This window comes from Halosimplex rarum, from assembly GCF_047715405.1.
GTDB lineage: Archaea > Halobacteriota > Halobacteria > Halobacteriales > Haloarculaceae > Halosimplex > Halosimplex rarum.
Genome location: NZ_CP180412.1, coordinates 1,359,127 through 1,376,162, shown reverse-complemented (window position 1 = coordinate 1,376,162; position 17,036 = coordinate 1,359,127). Strand labels below are relative to the sequence as shown.

The 17,036-nt window shown below is 68.7% G+C and carries 15 protein-coding genes; 10 read left to right on the top strand and 5 right to left on the bottom strand.

Going from position 1 to position 17,036, the window contains the following annotated elements:
• Positions 1-83 precede the first annotated feature (83 nt).
• Positions 84-242 carry a hypothetical protein gene (locus tag ACMGFH_RS06670; protein WP_415382087.1) on the bottom strand — a complete coding sequence of 53 codons (159 nt, stop codon included), beginning with the start codon at positions 240-242 and terminating at the stop codon, positions 84-86.
• An 85-nt stretch (positions 243-327) separates the two neighbouring features.
• On the opposite strand from ACMGFH_RS06670, the gene ACMGFH_RS06665 reads away from it, so the two are divergent.
• From ACMGFH_RS06665 to ACMGFH_RS06655, 3 genes are all read left to right on the top strand, one after another.
• On the top strand, positions 328-1,191 hold the full coding sequence (locus ACMGFH_RS06665) for a TrmB family transcriptional regulator (protein WP_415382085.1): 864 nt from the start codon (positions 328-330) through the stop codon (positions 1,189-1,191).
• Between the two features lie 95 nt (positions 1,192-1,286).
• A complete protein-coding gene (locus ACMGFH_RS06660; protein ID WP_415382083.1) occupies positions 1,287-2,429 on the top strand; it encodes a glycosyltransferase family 4 protein in 1,143 nt (380 codons plus the stop codon).
• 97 nt (positions 2,430-2,526) lie between these two features.
• A complete protein-coding gene (locus ACMGFH_RS06655; protein WP_415382081.1) occupies positions 2,527-3,393 on the top strand; it encodes a hypothetical protein in 867 nt (288 codons plus the stop codon).
• 40 nt (positions 3,394-3,433) lie between these two features.
• On the opposite strand, the gene ACMGFH_RS06650 is transcribed toward ACMGFH_RS06655, so the two are convergent.
• The 3 genes from ACMGFH_RS06650 to ACMGFH_RS06640 are packed head-to-tail and all read right to left on the bottom strand — an operon-like array spanning position 3,434 to position 6,659.
• Entirely contained in the window at positions 3,434-4,159 is a 726-nt protein-coding gene (locus ACMGFH_RS06650; protein WP_415382080.1) for a DUF2334 domain-containing protein, read from the bottom strand.
• Complete coding sequence (locus tag ACMGFH_RS06645; protein ID WP_415382078.1) at positions 4,159-5,685, bottom strand: sulfatase; 1,527 nt, start codon at positions 5,683-5,685, stop codon at positions 4,159-4,161. The genes ACMGFH_RS06650 and ACMGFH_RS06645 overlap by 1 nt, the downstream gene beginning before the upstream one ends.
• Positions 5,685-6,659, bottom strand: a complete 975-nt coding sequence (locus ACMGFH_RS06640; protein ID WP_415382077.1) for an alkaline phosphatase family protein — start codon at positions 6,657-6,659, stop codon at positions 5,685-5,687. Before ACMGFH_RS06640 ends, ACMGFH_RS06645 begins: the two co-directional genes overlap by 1 nt.
• A 189-nt stretch (positions 6,660-6,848) precedes the next feature.
• Here ACMGFH_RS06640 and ACMGFH_RS06635 point away from each other — a divergent pair, with 189 nt between their 5' ends.
• The 4 genes from ACMGFH_RS06635 (at position 6,849) to ACMGFH_RS06620 (ending at position 12,066) form a co-directional block, all read left to right on the top strand.
• The gene (locus tag ACMGFH_RS06635) at positions 6,849-7,886 is read left to right on the top strand and encodes a glycosyltransferase family 4 protein (RefSeq protein WP_415382075.1); all 1,038 of its coding nucleotides are present in this window, start codon (positions 6,849-6,851) and stop codon (positions 7,884-7,886) included.
• Between the two features lie 119 nt (positions 7,887-8,005).
• Positions 8,006-9,442 carry a sulfatase-like hydrolase/transferase gene (locus tag ACMGFH_RS06630; protein ID WP_415382073.1) on the top strand — a complete coding sequence of 479 codons (1,437 nt, stop codon included), beginning with the start codon at positions 8,006-8,008 and terminating at the stop codon, positions 9,440-9,442.
• Between the two features lie 43 nt (positions 9,443-9,485).
• Positions 9,486-10,889, top strand: a complete 1,404-nt coding sequence (locus ACMGFH_RS06625; protein WP_415382071.1) for a polysaccharide biosynthesis C-terminal domain-containing protein — start codon at positions 9,486-9,488, stop codon at positions 10,887-10,889.
• Positions 10,890-10,959: 70 nt separating this feature from the next.
• The gene (locus ACMGFH_RS06620) at positions 10,960-12,066 is read left to right on the top strand and encodes a sulfatase-like hydrolase/transferase (RefSeq protein WP_415382069.1); all 1,107 of its coding nucleotides are present in this window, start codon (positions 10,960-10,962) and stop codon (positions 12,064-12,066) included.
• A gap of 26 nt (positions 12,067-12,092) precedes the next feature.
• Here the strand turns inward: ACMGFH_RS06620 and ACMGFH_RS06615 are convergent, their stop codons facing one another.
• Positions 12,093-13,166 carry a DUF2304 family protein gene (locus tag ACMGFH_RS06615; RefSeq protein WP_415382068.1) on the bottom strand — a complete coding sequence of 358 codons (1,074 nt, stop codon included), beginning with the start codon at positions 13,164-13,166 and terminating at the stop codon, positions 12,093-12,095.
• 185 nt (positions 13,167-13,351) lie between these two features.
• On the opposite strand from ACMGFH_RS06615, the gene ACMGFH_RS06610 reads away from it, so the two are divergent.
• The 3 genes from ACMGFH_RS06610 to ACMGFH_RS06600 all read left to right on the top strand — a co-directional run bounded on the left by ACMGFH_RS06610 (position 13,352) and on the right by ACMGFH_RS06600 (position 16,990).
• A complete protein-coding gene (locus ACMGFH_RS06610) occupies positions 13,352-14,236 on the top strand; it encodes a polysaccharide deacetylase family protein (protein WP_415382066.1) in 885 nt (294 codons plus the stop codon).
• Between the two features lie 2 nt (positions 14,237-14,238).
• Positions 14,239-15,300: a lysylphosphatidylglycerol synthase transmembrane domain-containing protein gene (locus tag ACMGFH_RS06605; protein WP_415382064.1), complete on the top strand. Its 1,062-nt coding sequence runs from the start codon at positions 14,239-14,241 to the stop codon at positions 15,298-15,300.
• 142 nt (positions 15,301-15,442) lie between these two features.
• The gene (locus ACMGFH_RS06600) at positions 15,443-16,990 is read left to right on the top strand and encodes an alkaline phosphatase family protein (protein WP_415382063.1); all 1,548 of its coding nucleotides are present in this window, start codon (positions 15,443-15,445) and stop codon (positions 16,988-16,990) included.
• Positions 16,991-17,036 lie beyond the last annotated feature (46 nt).

The following is a 17,036-nucleotide window of genomic DNA, read 5'->3' as shown; positions in this document are numbered from 1 at the left end:
TCCCCGTTCGGCCCGCCGAGCACGTGGTCCAGCGGTTTTCGCGCTGGCCGGTGGCGGGCCGCCCCCGCGGACGCGACGGCCGGTCAGTCCTCGGCGCGCTGGTCGCTCAGGTGCTCCCAGATCTCCGTGCAACCACAGCCGTCCTCGACGTTTTCGAGGTGTTCGGTCTCCGATCGTTCGACCTCGGCCTCGTCGTCACCCTCGTCGACGTGGTCGCCGTCCGCGCGGTTTAGTTCGGCCATAGTTACTCAGTTAGTGAGTAACCACACGCCCATCGGTTAATAACCTTTCGGCGCCCTTTTGAGGCGGCGGCGCAAGGAGGGAGACATGAGCGGCGAGGACACCGGGTGGTTCGACACGCTGGGGCTGACCGAGTACGAGGCGACGGCGCTTCGGGAGCTGCTGACCCTCGGTCCGACGACGGCGCCCAACCTCGCCGAGGCGACCGACATCCCGAAAGCGCGGATATACGGCGTCCTCGAATCGCTCTCGGACCGCGGGTTCATCAAGATCATCCCCGGCCGGCCGAAGGAGTACCAGCCGAAGCCGCCGGAGACGATCCTCGATCGCGCCGTCGAGAACAGCCGCCAGGACTACGAGCAGTTCGCCGCCATCGTCGACGATTTCCGCGAGGACTTCCTCGCGGAGTTCCGACCGCGCTACGAGCAGGCCAGCGAGGACATCACCCCCACCGAAGAGCTGTTCCACGTCGTCGACGTCGGCGAACCGAGCGAGCGCGAGACGCGCCGGCTCTACCACGAGGCCGACGAGCGCGTCTGCGTCGTCACCAAGAGCTTCGAGTACTTCGACTCCGTCGAACCGGCGTTCGCCGACGCGCTGGACCGCGGTGTCGAGATCTCCATCCTGATGCTCGTCCCCGAGTTCCTCTCGACCGAACCGCGCGACGAACCGGCGATCCAGCGCGGGATCGTCGAGCGCATCCGGACCGACTACCCCTCCGTCGAGATCCGCTTCTCGACCGGGAAGCTCCCGTTCCGCGGCAACGTCGCCGACCCGAGCCTCGACTACGAGACGGGCTCGGCCATCCTGCTCGTCGAGGAGGAAGACGTGCCCAACCACATGCGCCAGGCTGCGATCACCGACAACGGGGCCTTCGTCGCGGGACTCATGCGCTACTTCGACCTGATCTGGGAGCACGAGACCCGCGAGGCGTACCCGGACGACGCCTGACCGAGCGGACCCACCGGGTCGAGCCGGCCCGACACTGTTCTCGCGCCGGCCGCGAGCGGTCAACTACTAATACCACCGGCGGGATAGGTGGCCGCGTGAAGGTCGCGTACCTGACGACGTATTATAATGGCGCGGTCGACGGGCGGTTCGGGCGCTTCCACGACTGGGTCCACACGCTCCGGGACATGGACGACCCTCCCTTCGACTTCGAGGTCGTCGCGCTGACGGCGAGCAACGCCGACGAGACGCTCTCCTCGCCGCCCCACGGCGCCCTCGGCGACGCGACCGACCTCTGGGGATCGCCGCTCAATACCGCTGAGTTCGCCCTCAACGCACCGCGGGCCCTCCGCGACCTCTGGCGGGCCGACCCCGATATCGTTCACGTGCTCACGCTCGACACCGTCGCCTACCCCGTCGCGCTCGCGATGTCGAGGCGGTCGCCCGTCCTCGGGCCCGACGTGCAGGGGTACTTCCCCGGCCGCGAAGGCGACCGCTGGACCCAGGACGGGGCTGCCGGCCGGAAAGACCGGCTGCGCTACCGCCTCCGGCGGGGCCTCCTCACGCTCGCCAAGGACCCGACCGTCGTCGCGCTCAGTCGCTACCACGCCGACAACGTCCGGAAACTGGGCGCGCGGACCGTCGAGACGATCCCCCCGGGCGTCTCATCGGCGTTCCAGCCCGGCCGCCGCGCTCGCCCGGAAGACCGCGACCCGGACCGGCCCACTCACCTGCTGTATCTCGGCGACCTCTCCGAGTACAAGGGGTACGATATCTTCCTCGACGCGCTCTCGCAGATCCCCAACGACATCGACTTCCACGCGACCGTCGTCGGGACCGGCGACGCCCAACGCGACCGCATCACCAACGCCGGACTCGCCAATCGGGTCGACGTCGAGGGGTTCGTCTCCCGCTCGGAGCTCCCCAGATACTACCAGCAGGCCGACTGCTACGTGATGCCCTCCGTCGACGAACACGGCCCGAACACCATCGTCGAGGCGCTGGCCTGCGGGACGCCCGTCGTCGCCACCGACAAACTCGGCATCAACGAGTACGCCAGCGACGACACCGCGATCTACGTCGACCGCTCGCCGTCGGGCGTCCGCCGCGGCATCGAGCAGTTCCACCGCAGCCGCGAGGAGTACATCCGCAACGCCGTCGAGCGAGCGCCCGAGTATCAGGCCGAGCGGACGGTCGAAGCGCTCGCCGACCTCTACGAGGAACACGTCGAGCGGACGTGAACTCCGGCCGGCTCCACTTCGCGGACCTGTCGCGACTCCGGGCCGACGGCGGTCGCACACCGAACGGTTTATCGAGGGGCCGGAAAAACGCGGAGCCATGACGGCGGAACCGCTGGCCTATCGAGCGCGCAAGTGGGCGCTCCAGCAGATATCGTCGGTGACGAAGCGGCCCGACCAGCACGACCGCCTCGTCGATACCGACTGGGACGTGCTCGTCGTCCTCGACGCCTGCCGCTACGACGCCCTCCAGCGGGTGACCCACTGGCCGGTCGAGCGCTGTCGCTCCCCCGGCAGCGCCACCGGCCACTGGCTCGAAGAGTGCGGGCGCTCCGGCGTTCTCGAAGACAGCTACGTCGCCACCGGGAACGTCAACTACGCCAACTTCGACGTCGGCGCCGCCGAGGTCGACCACGTCTGGGAGGACCACTGGAACGACCGACTGGGCAACGTCCTGCCCGAACCGGTGCTCGACGCCGCCGACGACTTCCTCGCCGACGGCAACCGCCCCGTCGTCGCGCACCTCCTGCCGCCCCACGCCCCCTACGTCGCCGAAGTCGGCGACACCTGGATCCCCGCGTTCCCCGACGTGGACGTGTGGCGGCGCAACCCCGGGCGCGAGGACGAGGACAAGCTCTCGCCGCAGGTCGCGATGGCCTCGGGTCACGTCGACATGGAGCGGGCCATCGCCGGCTACCACGCGTCCGTCGAAGCGACGTGGGAGGCGATCCTCCCGACGATCGGCGAGTGGGTCGACCGCGACCTGACCGTCGTCGTCACCGCCGACCACGGCGAGACGTTCGGCCGCTGGCGCGACTGGAAGCTCTACGGCCACCCCAACCGCGTCCACGTCCGCCCGCTCGTCGAGGTCCCGTGGGTCGTCTTCGAGCAGGCGCCGCCCGTCGAGGCCGACGACACCGCCGAGGGCGTACAGGAGAAACTCGAAGCGCTCGGCTACGTGGAGTGAGCGGGTAGCCGAGCCGGCGCCGGCCGGCGTCGTCGCCGTCTCAGTGCGAGTACAGCGAGTACAGCGGCTCCGCCGCGTCGACGAGTCGACCCGTCTTCGAGCGGTTTCTCCACCAGTCGACGACTTCTGACGGCGTCTGAATCCTGTCTTCGTACCCCGCCACGGCGTCGGCGTTCTTCATCGGGTAGTCCTCGAGTTGCGGGTGGGAGACCATGGTCACGACGCCGGCGCCGACCATGTACGGCGTTATCGCCGGGACGTGCGTCGGAACGAGGGTGACCCCCTCGACCGTGCGCGGGACCGGCCAGCGGCCCTCGTTGATGCAGTCGAAGCCGTTGGCCGCGAGCGCGCGGGCGGTCGTCCGGTCGTACTCGTGCCACGGCGGGATGAACGTCGTCGGCTCGATGCCGTGGGATTCGAGGATGTCACGTCCCGCGCCGATCCGCCTGTTCTGCTCGTCGTAGTCCAGGCCCGCGAACTCGCTGCGGTCGTCGTAGAGCGGGCCGCCGCGGCCCTCGCCGACGTCCTCGTGCTCGTAGCCGTGCTGAGCGAGTTCCCAGCCGTTCGCCTCCAGTTCGTGCAGGAACTCGACCACGTCGGCGCTGAGTCGCTCTCCCTCGAACTTCGGGCAGACGGCGACGACGCCGCGGAGGCCCCGGTCGTCGTATCGCGAGAGCACGTCGACCCACGTCTCGTTGTCGACGTCCTGGTGGTAGTCGTCGAAGCGCAGGCAGACCAGCGAGAACCGCGTGACGCCGGGCCACATCACAGGTAGCCGAGGTCTTTGAGCTGTTCTTCGAGCTCCTCGTCGTCGGGCGCCTCGAACTCGCCGGCGTCGTCCAGCGGTTCGAGCGTGTCGCGCATGACGCCCAGCAGCTCGTCGGCGACGTCGGTCCGCTCGCCGAGGAGGTCGCGGTCCTCGCCGGGGTCCTCGCGCCAGGCGTACAGTTCCCGGTCGTGCTCCCCGTTCAGCGGGCCGGTGACGATGAGCTTGTGCTCGTCGTCGCGGACCGCCTGCAGCGGACGGGCGAAGCGGGTCGCGTCGAAGTCGGGGTACTTGCGCTGGAGCCGCTCGATGGGGCCGTCGAAGCCCGCGTACTCGGCGAACGTGTAGTCGTGGTAACGCCGGTCCTCGAAGCCCAGCAGGCTCTCGGTGAGGTCGTAGTCGGGCGGCGTCTCCCCGGCCGCTTCGAGGAAGGTCGGGTGCAGGTCGACCAGCGACACCTGGTTGTCGATACGCTTCCCGGCGGGCGCGGCGTCGCCGGCCGCGCTGTCCCCAGCCACGGACCCAGATCCGGATCCGGACCGCGGCGGTTTGATCACGAGCGGGACGTGCAGGAGCGTGTCGTACAGCGAGAAGATGTGGCTCGTGAGCCCGCCGTGGTCGCCGAAGTTGTCGCCGTGGTCCGAGGTGACGACGACCATCGTGTCCTCGTAGACGCCCTTCGACTCCAGGAACGCCATCAGCTCGCCGACGAGGTCGTCGAGGTAGCGGACGGCGCCGTCGTACCACGCCTCGATGACGGCCCACTCCTCCTCGCTCATCTCGACCTCGCCGGCGAAGACGCCGTCGCCGCCGCTGTGGGACACCTGCCTGAGCTTCTCGATGTCGTGGCCGGGCAGGTCCTGGGCCCGTCTGCCGAGCGCCTCCATGGCGCGTTCGAGGAACTCCCAGCGCGGCCGTTCAAGCCCTTCGGTGAACATCTGCTTGTACGGCCGCGGGGGGTTGAACGGTTGATGGGCCGTCTTGGCGTTGATGAACCCGAAGAAGGGGTCGCCGTCGTCGGCGGCGTCGTCGACGAACCGCTCCAGGCGGTCGTACTTGTAGCGGGTCTTGTCGTCGGGGCCCCGCGTGAGCGTGAACCCGACCTGTTTGGCGAACGAACGGTCGCCCAGGACCTTCTGTGCGAAGTCCAGATCCGCACCGATGCGGCGCGTCTCGACGTAGTCGTCGACGCCGCGGGCGTACCCGCGGCTCTTCCGGATGTGCGCGCCGGCGCTGGCGGCGAAGGTCCGGTAGCCCTGCCGCTTGAGCGCCTCGGGCAGCGTCTCCAGGTCGTCGGGGATCCCCAGCGAGTTGCCGTAGATGCCGGTGTGGGAGGGGTACTTGCCCGTGAAGATCGCGCCGTGGACGGTCGGCGTCCAGATCGACGGCGCGAAGGCGTGGTCGTAGCGGACCCCCTCCTCGGCCAGCCTCGTCATCGTCGGCGTCGTCTCGCGCTCGTAACCGTAGGTCGAGCAGTGGTCGATGCGCAGCGCGTCGATAACCAGGAAGAGGATGTTCGGAGCCATTACATGTACCCCAGATCTTCGAGCTGTCCCTTGACCTCCGCGGCGCCGGCCTCCGAGAACGTACCTTCCTCGCGGTCGCCTCGGTGGTCGCCACCGCGCAGTTCCGCCTCGATCGCCGCTCGCACGTCCACGACGCTGCCGATCGCCTCGACCATCGCCTCGTCGGTGCCGGCCACCATCGCCTCGTCGGTGTGGACGCCGTCCTGCAGGCCGTGGTCGCTGACGAGCAGGAGTTCGTCACCCTCGTCGAGGTCGTCGCGGAGCTCGCCGACGAACTCGTCGAGTTCGTCGTAGGCCGATCGCTGGAGGGCCGGCAGGTCGTACGTGACGTGGCCGACCAGGTCGAGCCCGCTCGTGTAGGCGAAGACGAGTTCGTAACGGCCGCCCCGGAGGCCCCGCCGGGCGCGGGCGATGCGGACCATCGCCATCTCCAGGCACTGCTCGTAGAACTCGTAGGGGTCGGCCGAGGTGTGGCCGCCGGTCGCGTCGGGGTCCCGCTCGAAGAGGTCGCCCAGTGACCGGCGGAGGTTGTGCTCGCGGTCCTCGCTGTCGGGGTCGACGACGTAGTTGGGCACGCCGATGGCCGTCGCCTCGCGGCCGTCGAACAGGGTCTCGATGCCGTTCTCGTCGTAGTAGGTCGCCGGCGTGCGGAAGGCGTCGGCTCCGGTGTTGGTCAGCAGCCAGGCGCCGATGCGGGTCTGGAGGGCGTCGGGCAGGACGAAGTCGGCGACGGTGCTGCCGAGTTCGAGGAGCGGGTTGCCCCAGGCGACGCCGTCGTCGTCGAGCGTGAGGCCGTGTTCCTCGGGGCGGAGCCCGGTGATTATCGTCGGCCAGAGCTCGTGCGTGCTCGGCTCGCCCGCGACGCTCTCGATGGTCTCGATGGAGCGGTGGGTGGCGAGGGTCAGGTTCGGGTGGGCGTCCGGATCGACGAGGTCCGGGTCCAGCGCGTCGATGCCCAGCACGACGACTGTCATTGATCCGCGGTTCTTGGTCCAGAGAGAAATTCGTTTGGATCCGTCCGCTGTGGCTGGATCGCTGCCGCGCATCGCTCGCGTGCCGTCGTGCGTCGCTCGCACGCCGCCCCCGAACGGCTCGCGATCCGCCGTCGCGTGCGCTCTCGCCCGATGAGAACACTTTTGAGCGTGATAGGACTCCACTCTGGCATGAAGGTCGGCTACTTCTGCTATCGTCTCTCGGGCACCGGTCCCCGGACCCGGGCCGCCGACATCATCGAAGCGGTAGCGAGGCAGTCGGACCACGAGGTCGTGGTCCTGACGAACGAACCCGAGAACGTCAGAGGGCCGGCGACGGTACACCCGATCTCCCTCGACGACCCCCTCTCCACGCTCGCGACGACGCGGCGAGCGTTCGCCGACGCCGACGTCGTCCACGTCCCGGTCAACATGTACCAGGTGCTGTTCGTCCGCCTCGTCTACTGGGGCCCGCTCGTCGGCGGGGTCGGCCCCGGGCTACAGCCCTCGGCCTTCCACCGGTATCTCGGCCGCCTGCTCCGCGTCGACAAGAAGATCAAGGTCCTCGAACACAACAAGCTCTGGGACGACTCCGGCTACGACACGGCCGTCTGCACGGCCACCATCGACACGGATCGGTTCTACCAGTACGACGATGACCGAGTCCAGGAGCTACGCCGCGAGTGGGGCATCGACGAGGACGAAACGGTCGTCCTCTACGTCGGCGCCCTCATCGAGGAGCAGGGCGCCGGGCTCGTCGACGAGATGGCGCGGCTCGCTCGCGACGAGGACGATATCCGCATCATCGTCGCCGGCGACGGCGAGATGGCCGACGTCTTCCGCGACCGCGACGACCTGCAGTTCGAGGGGTTCGTCGACAACAAGGACCTGCCGGCGTACTACAACGTGGCCGACGTGACGGTCGCGCCCCGCAGGAACGACAAGACCTCCAACGTCGGTCTCGAATCCATCGCCTGCGGCACGCCGATGATCTCGACCGCCCAGGGCCACATCGTCGACCTGTTCAAAGACCGCGGGACGTACGTCTGGGCCGACCGGACGCCCGAGGCCGTCCTGGAGACCGTCCGCGAACTGACCGGCGACCCCGAGTACTACCAGGCCCAGGTCGAGCGCGGGCTCGAGACGATGGAGGAGATGCCGCTGTCGCTCGACAACGCGGTCCAGACGCACCTCGACGTGTACGCGGAGCTGGCGCGGGGCCGCGACTAACCTTCTATCCTTCTATCGCCCGCCCATCGACGCTACTATCGCCCGCCGATCGACGGAGAACCGACCGGCCAGGAACCACGTAATATAAATTCCGTTGCGGTCAACCCATTCTCCGAGTGATGGACCCGCCAAACGTACTGCTCGTGATTCTCGACAGCGCCCGGGCGCGCAACTGCAGTCTCCACGGCCACGACAACGAGACCACGCCGTTCCTCTCCGAGTTCGCCGACGACGCGGTCACGTTCGAACAGGCCCGAGCGCCGAGCGTCCACAGCATCTCGAGTCACGCGAGCATCTTCACGGGTTATCACACCGAGGAACACGACGTCACCGAGCACAAGTCGTTCGTCAGGCCGGAGACGACGGTCTGGCACCGGATCGCCGCGGAACACGGGTACGAGACCGGGCTGTTCACGCCGAACGTCATCGTCGCCCAGACCTCGAACCTGGCCGACGTCTTCGACACCTGCGTCGGGCCGAAGCGGGCGAAGTTCCGCCTGTTCGACGACGCCCTCGCGCCGCTCGACGTGCAGGGCCGGCTCTCCCCGAAGGAGTACGCCAGGGAGGCGCTCGGCCACGACAAGCCGATCCGGTCGCTGCTCAACGGCGTCTACAAGAAACTCGAATCGCGCGGCGGCTCGCACGACCCCACGTCCGAAGGCGGCGACGTGTACGTCGACGAGTTCCTCTCGTGGGTCGACGAGCGCAGCGGTCCGTGGGCTGCCTGTCTCAACCTCATGGACTCGCACACGCCGTTCGAGCCCGACCCCGAGTACGACAACTGGAGCGACGACGCCGCCGAGCGCGCCCGCGAGCGGGTCCACGACGACGAGGTTCCCGAGCCGTTCACCGACGCGTTCTGGGACCACCTCGCCGCGCTCGAACCGCTCTACGACGGAACGATTCGGCAGGCCGACGCCGCCGTCGAGCGACTCGTCGAAGCGATGGACGAGCGCGGGCTCCTCGACGAGACGACGGTCGTCGTGACGAGCGACCACGGCGAGGGGTTCGGCGAGCGGACGGAACTCGACACGGACGTGCGGCTCCGCCACCACAGCTGGGGGATCGACGAGGTGCTCACTCACGTCCCGCTGCTCGTCAGGTCGCCCGGAGGCGACGGCGGACGGACCGTCGAAGCACCGGCGTCGCTCACGCGGTTTCCCGACGTAGTCGACGCGACCATCGAAGGCGACGATCCGGCCGACGCGTTCGTCCCGGAAGGCGACGTCCTCAGCTCGACGTTCCGCATCAAGCCACCGGGAAACGAACTCTCGCTCCCGGAGCCCGAACGCGAGCCGTACTTTGGTCCCTGGCGGGCGGTCTACCGGGAGACCGAGGACGGCGTCGTGAAGTACGCGAGACGCGGCGACGACGCGATCGAACTCGGGGTTCCGGACGCCCAGCGGACCGTTCGACGGGCCGACAGCGACGGCGGGGTCGTCGCGGAGGCCTTCGACGCGCTGGAGCCCCAGGGCGTCAGGCTCGGGAGCGCGGCCGGTCGCGACGTCGAGGACGACGTGGAGGACCGGCTCGCCGACCTCGGCTATCTGCGGTAGGAACCGCACCTATTATTGGCCGGCCAGCAATCTACCCAAAGCGATGCGTCGCGACCGAACCGCCGTACTGCACTTCGCCGCCCAGGTAGCGCGGTCGCTCGCGGGGTTCGGGACGACGCTGCTCGCCGCCCGCTACTTCGGCGCGGCGGGCCTCGGTGTCTACTCCCAGGTCCTCGCGCTGCTGTTCTGGCTCAAGCTGCCCAGCAACAGCATCAAGACGGCCGTCTCGAAGCGGATGTCCGAGACGGAGGACGTGACCGGTCACTTCAGCGCCGGCCTCGTCGTCGCCCTCGGGTACGGCCTGCTCGTCGGCGCCGTCGTCTTCCTCTTCGAGTCGTACGTCGACAGCTACCTGAACGCCGACGCCGCCCACCTGCTCGTCTTCCTGCTGGCCGCGAACATGGTGTTCGACCACGTCAAGAGCGGGTTCGTCGGCCGCAAACGCGTGGCGGTGTCGGGCTGGCTCGGAACCGCCGAACAGATCCTCCGACTCGCGAGCCAGCTCGCGTTCGTACTCGGCGGGGCGATGGTTATCGGCCTGGTCACGGGCCACCTCGCCTCGCTGACCGTCTTCGGCCTCATCGGACTCGTCCTGTTGCGACGGCACCTGACGATCCCCGACCTGGGCGATTTCGACGACCTGCGCCGGTACGCGCAGTACTCGTGGCTGGGTAACCTGCAGGGGCTGGCGCTGACGTGGATGGACATCCTCGTGCTCGGCCTGTTCGTCGGCGACAGTCAGGTCGGGATCTATCAGGCCTCGTGGACGCTCGCCTCGTTCCTCGCGCTGACGAGCAAGTCCATCGGCACGACGCTGTTCCCGGAGCTGAGCGACCTGGGGACCGACGAGCGCTACGACCGCGCCCGCAGTCTGGTCGGCGACGGCCTCCTGTTCGCGGGCGTGTTCCTGATCCCCGGCGCGTTCGGCGCGCTGGTCATCGGCGACCGGATCCTCGAAGTGTACAGCAGCGAGTTCGCCGCCGGGGCGACGGTCCTCGTCATCCTCATCGCCGCGCGGACGGTCCACGCGTTCGGCAGCCAGTTCGTCAACACGCTGAACGGCCTCGACTACCCGGAGATCGCGTTCCGCGTCAACGCGGCCTTCTTCGCGACGAACATCTCGCTGAACTTCCTGCTCGTCTACCTGATCGGCTGGTACGGCGCAGCCTTCGCCACGCTCGCCTCGACGACGGTGTACCTGGCCGTGTCGTGGTACGAACTCCGGGGCGAGGTCGGCGCGATCGACGTCCCCCTCGTGGAGATCGGGTACGAGATCGTCGCGAGCGTCGCGATGGCGGCCGTCGTCCGGTCGACGCTCCCGTTTCTCCCCCGGAACGTCTTCGCGACGGTCGCCGCCGTGTTCCTCGGCGCGGCCGTCTACGGCGCGATCATCCTGGTCCTGTCGACGAAGATCCGCGCCAAGGTGCTGACGCTCGTCGGGACCTGATCCGGCGATCCCGCGACCGACGGGGATCCGGATCCGAAAATACTTGCCCGTTTCAGGGGATACTCCGGTAATGGAAGACATCGTTCTCGTCACCGCCGACTCCGTCCGGCGCGACTACGCGGACGCGCTGGAGTCCCTCTCGGATCTCCCGGTCCAGACCGGTGTCACGGGCAGCCACTACACCCGCCCCAGCTTGGCGAGTCTCCTCTCGGCGAACTACCGCGGTGCCATCACCACCGAGGTGGTCTCGCCCACCATCGCGGAGGTGCTCTCGGAGGCCGGCTACACCTGTCTCGGGTACGCGCCGACTCCCAACACCGACGCTCGCTTCGGCTTCGACAGGGGCTTCGACGACTTCGAGACGTTCGTCGAGCCCGGTAACCGCGGGAGCAAGCTCCGGCAGTACCTCGGCTCCATCGACGCCCTCCGGTGGATCTACTACAAGATCTACCCCCCGCAGGCGAAAAGCGAGAACCGGCCCCGCGACCGCGAGGTGATCGAGCGGGCCATCGATGAGTTCAACGACGCCGAGCCGCCGCGGTTCCTCTGGGTCCACCTCATGGAGACCCACCGCCCCTACGGCGTCGGCGACGACGCCATGTCGAAGGAACTCGACCAGAAGGCCTTCTTCAAGCCCGAGCAGCTCACCGACGAGGAGGAAGCCGCGATCGAGGGCAAGTACCGCGACGCCGTCCGCCGCGCCGACGACGACGTCGCGCACCTGCTCGCCGAGATCGACAGCGATCCGATCTTCGCCTTCACCTCCGACCACGGCGAGGGGTTCGGCGAGGACGGCTTCTACTTCCACCAGGGCCACAAGCGGTCGGTCGCCGACTTCCAGACGAAGGTCCCTGTCCTCTTCGACGGGATCGACGCCGAGGGCCCGATGAGCCTGCTCGACATCCCGCCGACGCTCGTCGAATCGGTCGGCGTCGACGCGCCCACGTCGTGGCACGGGACGAACCTGCTCGAAGCCGACTCGGAGTACGCGGTCACGATCGCCCCCTGGCACGACACCGCGACCGTTGCCTGGCGGGACTACGAGAAGACGTTCGTCGCCCGCGACGCCGACGTGAGCTTCGAAGAGGGCGACACCCGCGCCGACGTCGAGCGGGCCGACGTGGACCAGAAACTCGAAGAACAGCTCCAGGATCTGGGGTACATGGACGCCGGCTGATTCGCCGCCGCAGACGGGGTACTCTCCTACCGGATCCAGGTGACGAGAATGGTCCGCGCGAGCCCGACGGCGTAGCCGAGCTTCGGTTTCTTCGTCTCGCCGGCCTCGCGCTCGTGGATCGTGACCGGCACCTCGACGATGCGCAGCCCCTTTTTCCGCGCCTCGATGATGAGCTCCGGCGCCGAGAAGCGCTCCTCGGTGAGCGTCATGTCGCCGAGGTGCGAGCCGCGGATAGCGCGGAAGCCGTTCGTGCAGTCGGTGATGTCGGTCTTCGCCAGCCGGTTGATGAGCCACGTGAACGTGCGGATGCCGCCCTGCCGCGTGATGGAGTTCCCGGAGTTGTCCTCGCCACGATAGCGCGTTCCCAGAACGTAGTCGGCCTCGTCCGCGACGATCGGTCGGACGAGCTCGCTGAGCTGGTCGACCGGGTGTTGCCCGTCGGCGTCCATGGTGACGACGACGTCGGCGCCGTGCTGGCGCGCGATGTCGAACCCGGTCTTGAGCGCGCCGCCCTGGCCCTGGTTGATGGGGTGTTCGACGACCATAGCCTCGTACTGCTCGGCGGCCCGGCGGGTCGCGTCGTCGGACCCGTCCGAGACGACGACGGCGTGGACGACGTGGTCGTGGATCCGGTCGGGCAGTTCCGAGAGCACGTCTCCGATGGTGTCGGCCTCGTTGTACGCGGGGATGACGACGTAGAGCGTCCGCTCGTCGAAACCGCCGTCGGCGCTCGCCTGCTGGACCGTCAGGCTCCGGGTGAGGTCGCCGATGGCGCGCTTGTTGGCGTTGAGCCGCGAGACGAGGTAGAAGATCAACACGAGGAACGAGACGTTCGCGAAGATCTGGATGAGGATGAACCGGCTCTCGAGGTTCAGCAGGCCGGCGATGGTGCCGTAGAGGCCGGGGGCGAACGCGACGGTCAGCAGCCCCAGCGCGACTGCGACCGCGAGGCCGAACTCGAACCGCGAGAACGTGGTCCGGTAGCGCTCGAAGCCCCACAGCGCCGTCAGAACGGCCAGCCCGAGGAACAACAGCGTCAGCGCCTCGTTGCTGAGCCCGGGGAGGACGGCGAGCGGTGACGCTGGCGAGGTCGGCGGCATCTGTGTACCTCCGACCAGAAACGCGCGCAATTTGTATCTGCCGGAGGCAGACGCAAGCAGCCCTCGACCGCCCCCACGACCACCGGACGCGGGTGCCCGAGCGGCCGCCTCGCGGACCGACCGACGCGCGAAAACCCATCGACCAAGTAGGACCGGCGTGTATCGGGTGACAGGTCGACCCGTCGATGTCATCCCCACAGGCCGCACTCTCCGTCGACTTCGAGTACTTCACCCACCTGCCGGCCTACCGCGGCGCCCGCGGCACGACCGACCTGCCGGCGGTCGGCCTCGACGGCGTCACGAGCCTGCTGGACGCCTTCGAGCGGGCGGACGCGACAGGCACGTTCTTCACCGTCGGTGAGATCGCGGACGCGAATCCGCGAGTGCTGCGGCGGATCGCCGACGCCGGTCACGAGATCGGATCGCACACGCAGACGCACCGGCACCTCTCGGAGATATCCGAGTCCGAGCGCAGCGAAGAGATCGAAACGTCGAAAGCGCGCCTGGAAGCCGCGACCGACAGCGAGGTCGTCGGCTTCCGCGCGCCCTCGTTCGACACTGGGCCGGACCACTTCGGGACGCTCGCGGACTGCGGGTACGAGTACGACTCCAGCGTCGTCCCCTGTCGGTCGATCCCCGGCTGGTACGGAGGCGAACACGAGACGGAACTGCCATCGCCCGCGACCGAGATCGACCCCGCGGCGCCCGCGGGCTTCGCCGAGGTCCCGGTCTCGGTGATGCCAGGCCTGCGACTGCCGCTGACGGGCACCTGGATCCGGTTTTTCGGCGTCCGGTACACGATCCTCGGGATGCGCCTGCTCGCGCGCAGCGGTATCCCGCCGGTGCTGTACGTCCATCCCTGGGAACTCGTGGACCTGCCCGCCGTCGAGGGCGTGCCCAGGCGGGTGTACGTCCGGACCGGCGACTACATGCGCAGCGCCGTCCGCCGGATACTGGCCGAGCCGTTCGAGTTCGTTACGACGGGCGACCTCGCCGCTCGCGTCGGATCGCCCCCGGCTGGCACCACCGCCTCGAAATCGACGGACACCGCTCCACCGGGGAGTGAATGACCGTGAGCGGGGCGGGAGATGGAACAGGTCGCCGGAACTGGCGGAAGACCGCGATCACCGTCGTCCAGTGGGCGGTCGCGCTCGGCGCCTTCTGGTACGTGGCGCGGCAGGTCGACTGGGACGCCACGGCGGCGGAACTCCTCGGACTCGACCCGCTCGTCGTCGTCGGCGTCCTGGCCGTCACGGCGCTGGAGTTCGGGTCGCGCTTCTCGATGTGGTACGCGCTGCTCAACGGCCGCGAGCGAACGAGCCTCGGGACGACGGCCAGGATAGACCTCGTCATCAAGTTCGTCAACCACGTCGTCCCGTCGAAGGCCTCGGGGCACTCGGTCGCGCCGCTGGTCCTCCGGTACTACACCGACGCGGACTGGACCGAGGCGGTCAGCGTCGCCGGCCTCAACACGGGGCTGTACGCCGCCCTCTACGGGCTGACGGCGCTGGCCGGCCTCGCCGTCTTCGCCCCGCGCCTGGGTAGCGGATGGCTCCTCGTCATCCTCCTGTCGACGGGGGTCTACCTCGCCGCGGGGGCGCTGGTCCTGCTCGCGGGCCGGCGCATGGACGTCGCCGGCCGGCTTGCGAGCCGGCTGGAGGGGGCCCTCGGTCGCGTCCCGCGCGTCGGCGATAGACTCGCAAGCGTCGCCGGGTCGCTCCCCTCCTTCACCGCGGACTCGGCGAGCGTCTTCCGCGCGCTGTCGACCCGCCCATCGGTCGTCGTCCCCTACGCGCTGGGCTGGGCGGGGACGCTGATGGTCTTTCCCGCCCTGCGCGTCTGGCTGGTGCTCACCGCGCTTGGCGGCTCGTTCTCCCCGGCGGTCCTCCTGCCGGTCGTCCTCGTGACCGCCTACAGCGTGACCGTCCTGCCCCTGACCCCAGGTGGCGTCGGCGTCGCGGAAGCCTCGGCGACGGCCGTGTTCGTCAGCCTCGGGGTCACCCCGGAACTCGCGCCGGTCGTGATCCTCGTCGACCGCTCGCTCGGCGTCTACCTCCCCGCGCTGCTCGGGTGGCTCCCTGCCGCGAACCTCGACATGGCCGACGTGCTCGCGCGCCGCGGCGACGAGGGATGAATCGCGAAGCGGTCGACCGACGGCCGACCGCGTCCGTTCCACGGGTGACCACGGCGGAACCGGCGCTGACAGGCCCCGTAACCGGCGCCTACCGTTCGGACGAGCGAAACGTATTTCCGGCGCCCTCGCGGGGTTTTCGACAATGACGCGGACCTTCGTTGTCGGCCTCGACGGCGCCAGTTGGCTCCTGACCGAGCCCTGGATCGACGAGGGGCTCCTCCCAAACCTGGCCGCCCTCCGCGAGTCCGGGACCTACGCGACGAGTCGGAGCTGTCTCCCGCCGGTGACCTACCCGAACTGGAAGTGCTACGCGTCGGGGAAGAACCCCGGCAAACACAGCGTCTTCTGGTGGGAGCGCATCGACCTCGCCGACGAGCGCATCGACATCATGAGCGGCAGCGACTACAAGACCGCCGAGCTGTGGGACTACCTCAACGCCGACGGCCAGCGCGCCGGCGTCGTCAACATGCCCTCGATGTACCCGCCCCGCGAGATCGACGGCTACGTCGTCTCGGGGGGCCCGGACGCAGTCGAGGGCGAGTACCGCTCGCTCGACACCGGCTACACCCACCCGCCCGAGTTCGAAGCCGAACTCGCCGAGCGCTACGACTACCAGGTCCACCCGGACCCGCTGCTGTCCTCGAACGACGAGCGCGGCGCCGAGGTCGACGAGATCCTCCGCCTGCTCGAACTCCGCCTCGAAGTCGCCCGCGACCTGTTCGTCGAGGAGGACCTGGAGTTCACCCACGTCACGCTCTTCTACCTGAACGTCCTGCACCACTTCTTCTGGGACGACGAGCCGACGAAGCGCGCCTGGCAACTCGTCGACGACTGGCTCGGCGAACTCGCCGAGCTTGAGGACACGAATCTGGTGATCATGTCCGACCACGGCGCCGCCGCCACCACGACCGAGTTCTACATCAACGAGTGGCTCGCGGAGAACGGCTACCTCACCCGCGCGAGCGGAGTCGAGGACTACTTCCAGAAAGTGGGGCTCACCCGCGAAACCGCGCTCGGGGTCGCCAAGCGGTTCGGGCTCGTGGACGTGCTCGCGAAGACCGTCCCCGAGAGCGTCCAGGCGCTCGTCCCCCAGAGCGCCGGCGCCAAGCGCGAGCGGAAGATGGAACTCATCGTCCCGTCGGAGACGAAGGCGCTCGCCAGCGGCCAGGGACCGATCTACATCAATCCGCGCTTCGACGTGGAGTCGGTGCGCGAGCGACTCATCGCGGATCTGGAAGGCGTCACCGACGAGAACGGGGAACCGCTGTTCGCCGGCGTCTACCGCGCCGAAGAGGTCTACGACGGTCCGTACGTCGACATCGGTCCGGACGTCGTGCTCGACCAGCGGCCGGGCGTCCACGTCAACGACGGGATGGGCGGCGACGAGATCCAGACGAAGCCCGACCGCTGGGCCGCCGAGAACACGCCGACGGGCATCTTCGTCGCGAACGGCCCCGCCTTCGAGAACCGCGGCGAGATCCCGGAGATCGACATCCGCGACATCGCGCCGACGATCCTCGCGAACCACGGCGTCGACGTGCCGACCGACGTGGACGGCGAGGTGCTCGACGTCTTCGTCGACGACCCCGACGTGGGAACGCAGGACCCAATCGACCACGAGGAAGCACGCGCCGGAGGCCCGTCCGACGAGGTCGCCGACCGGCTGACCGAACTCGGCTACATGGAGTGAGCGACGGGTCCACGAAGTAATGGGCAACCAGACCGTAGGTACGAGT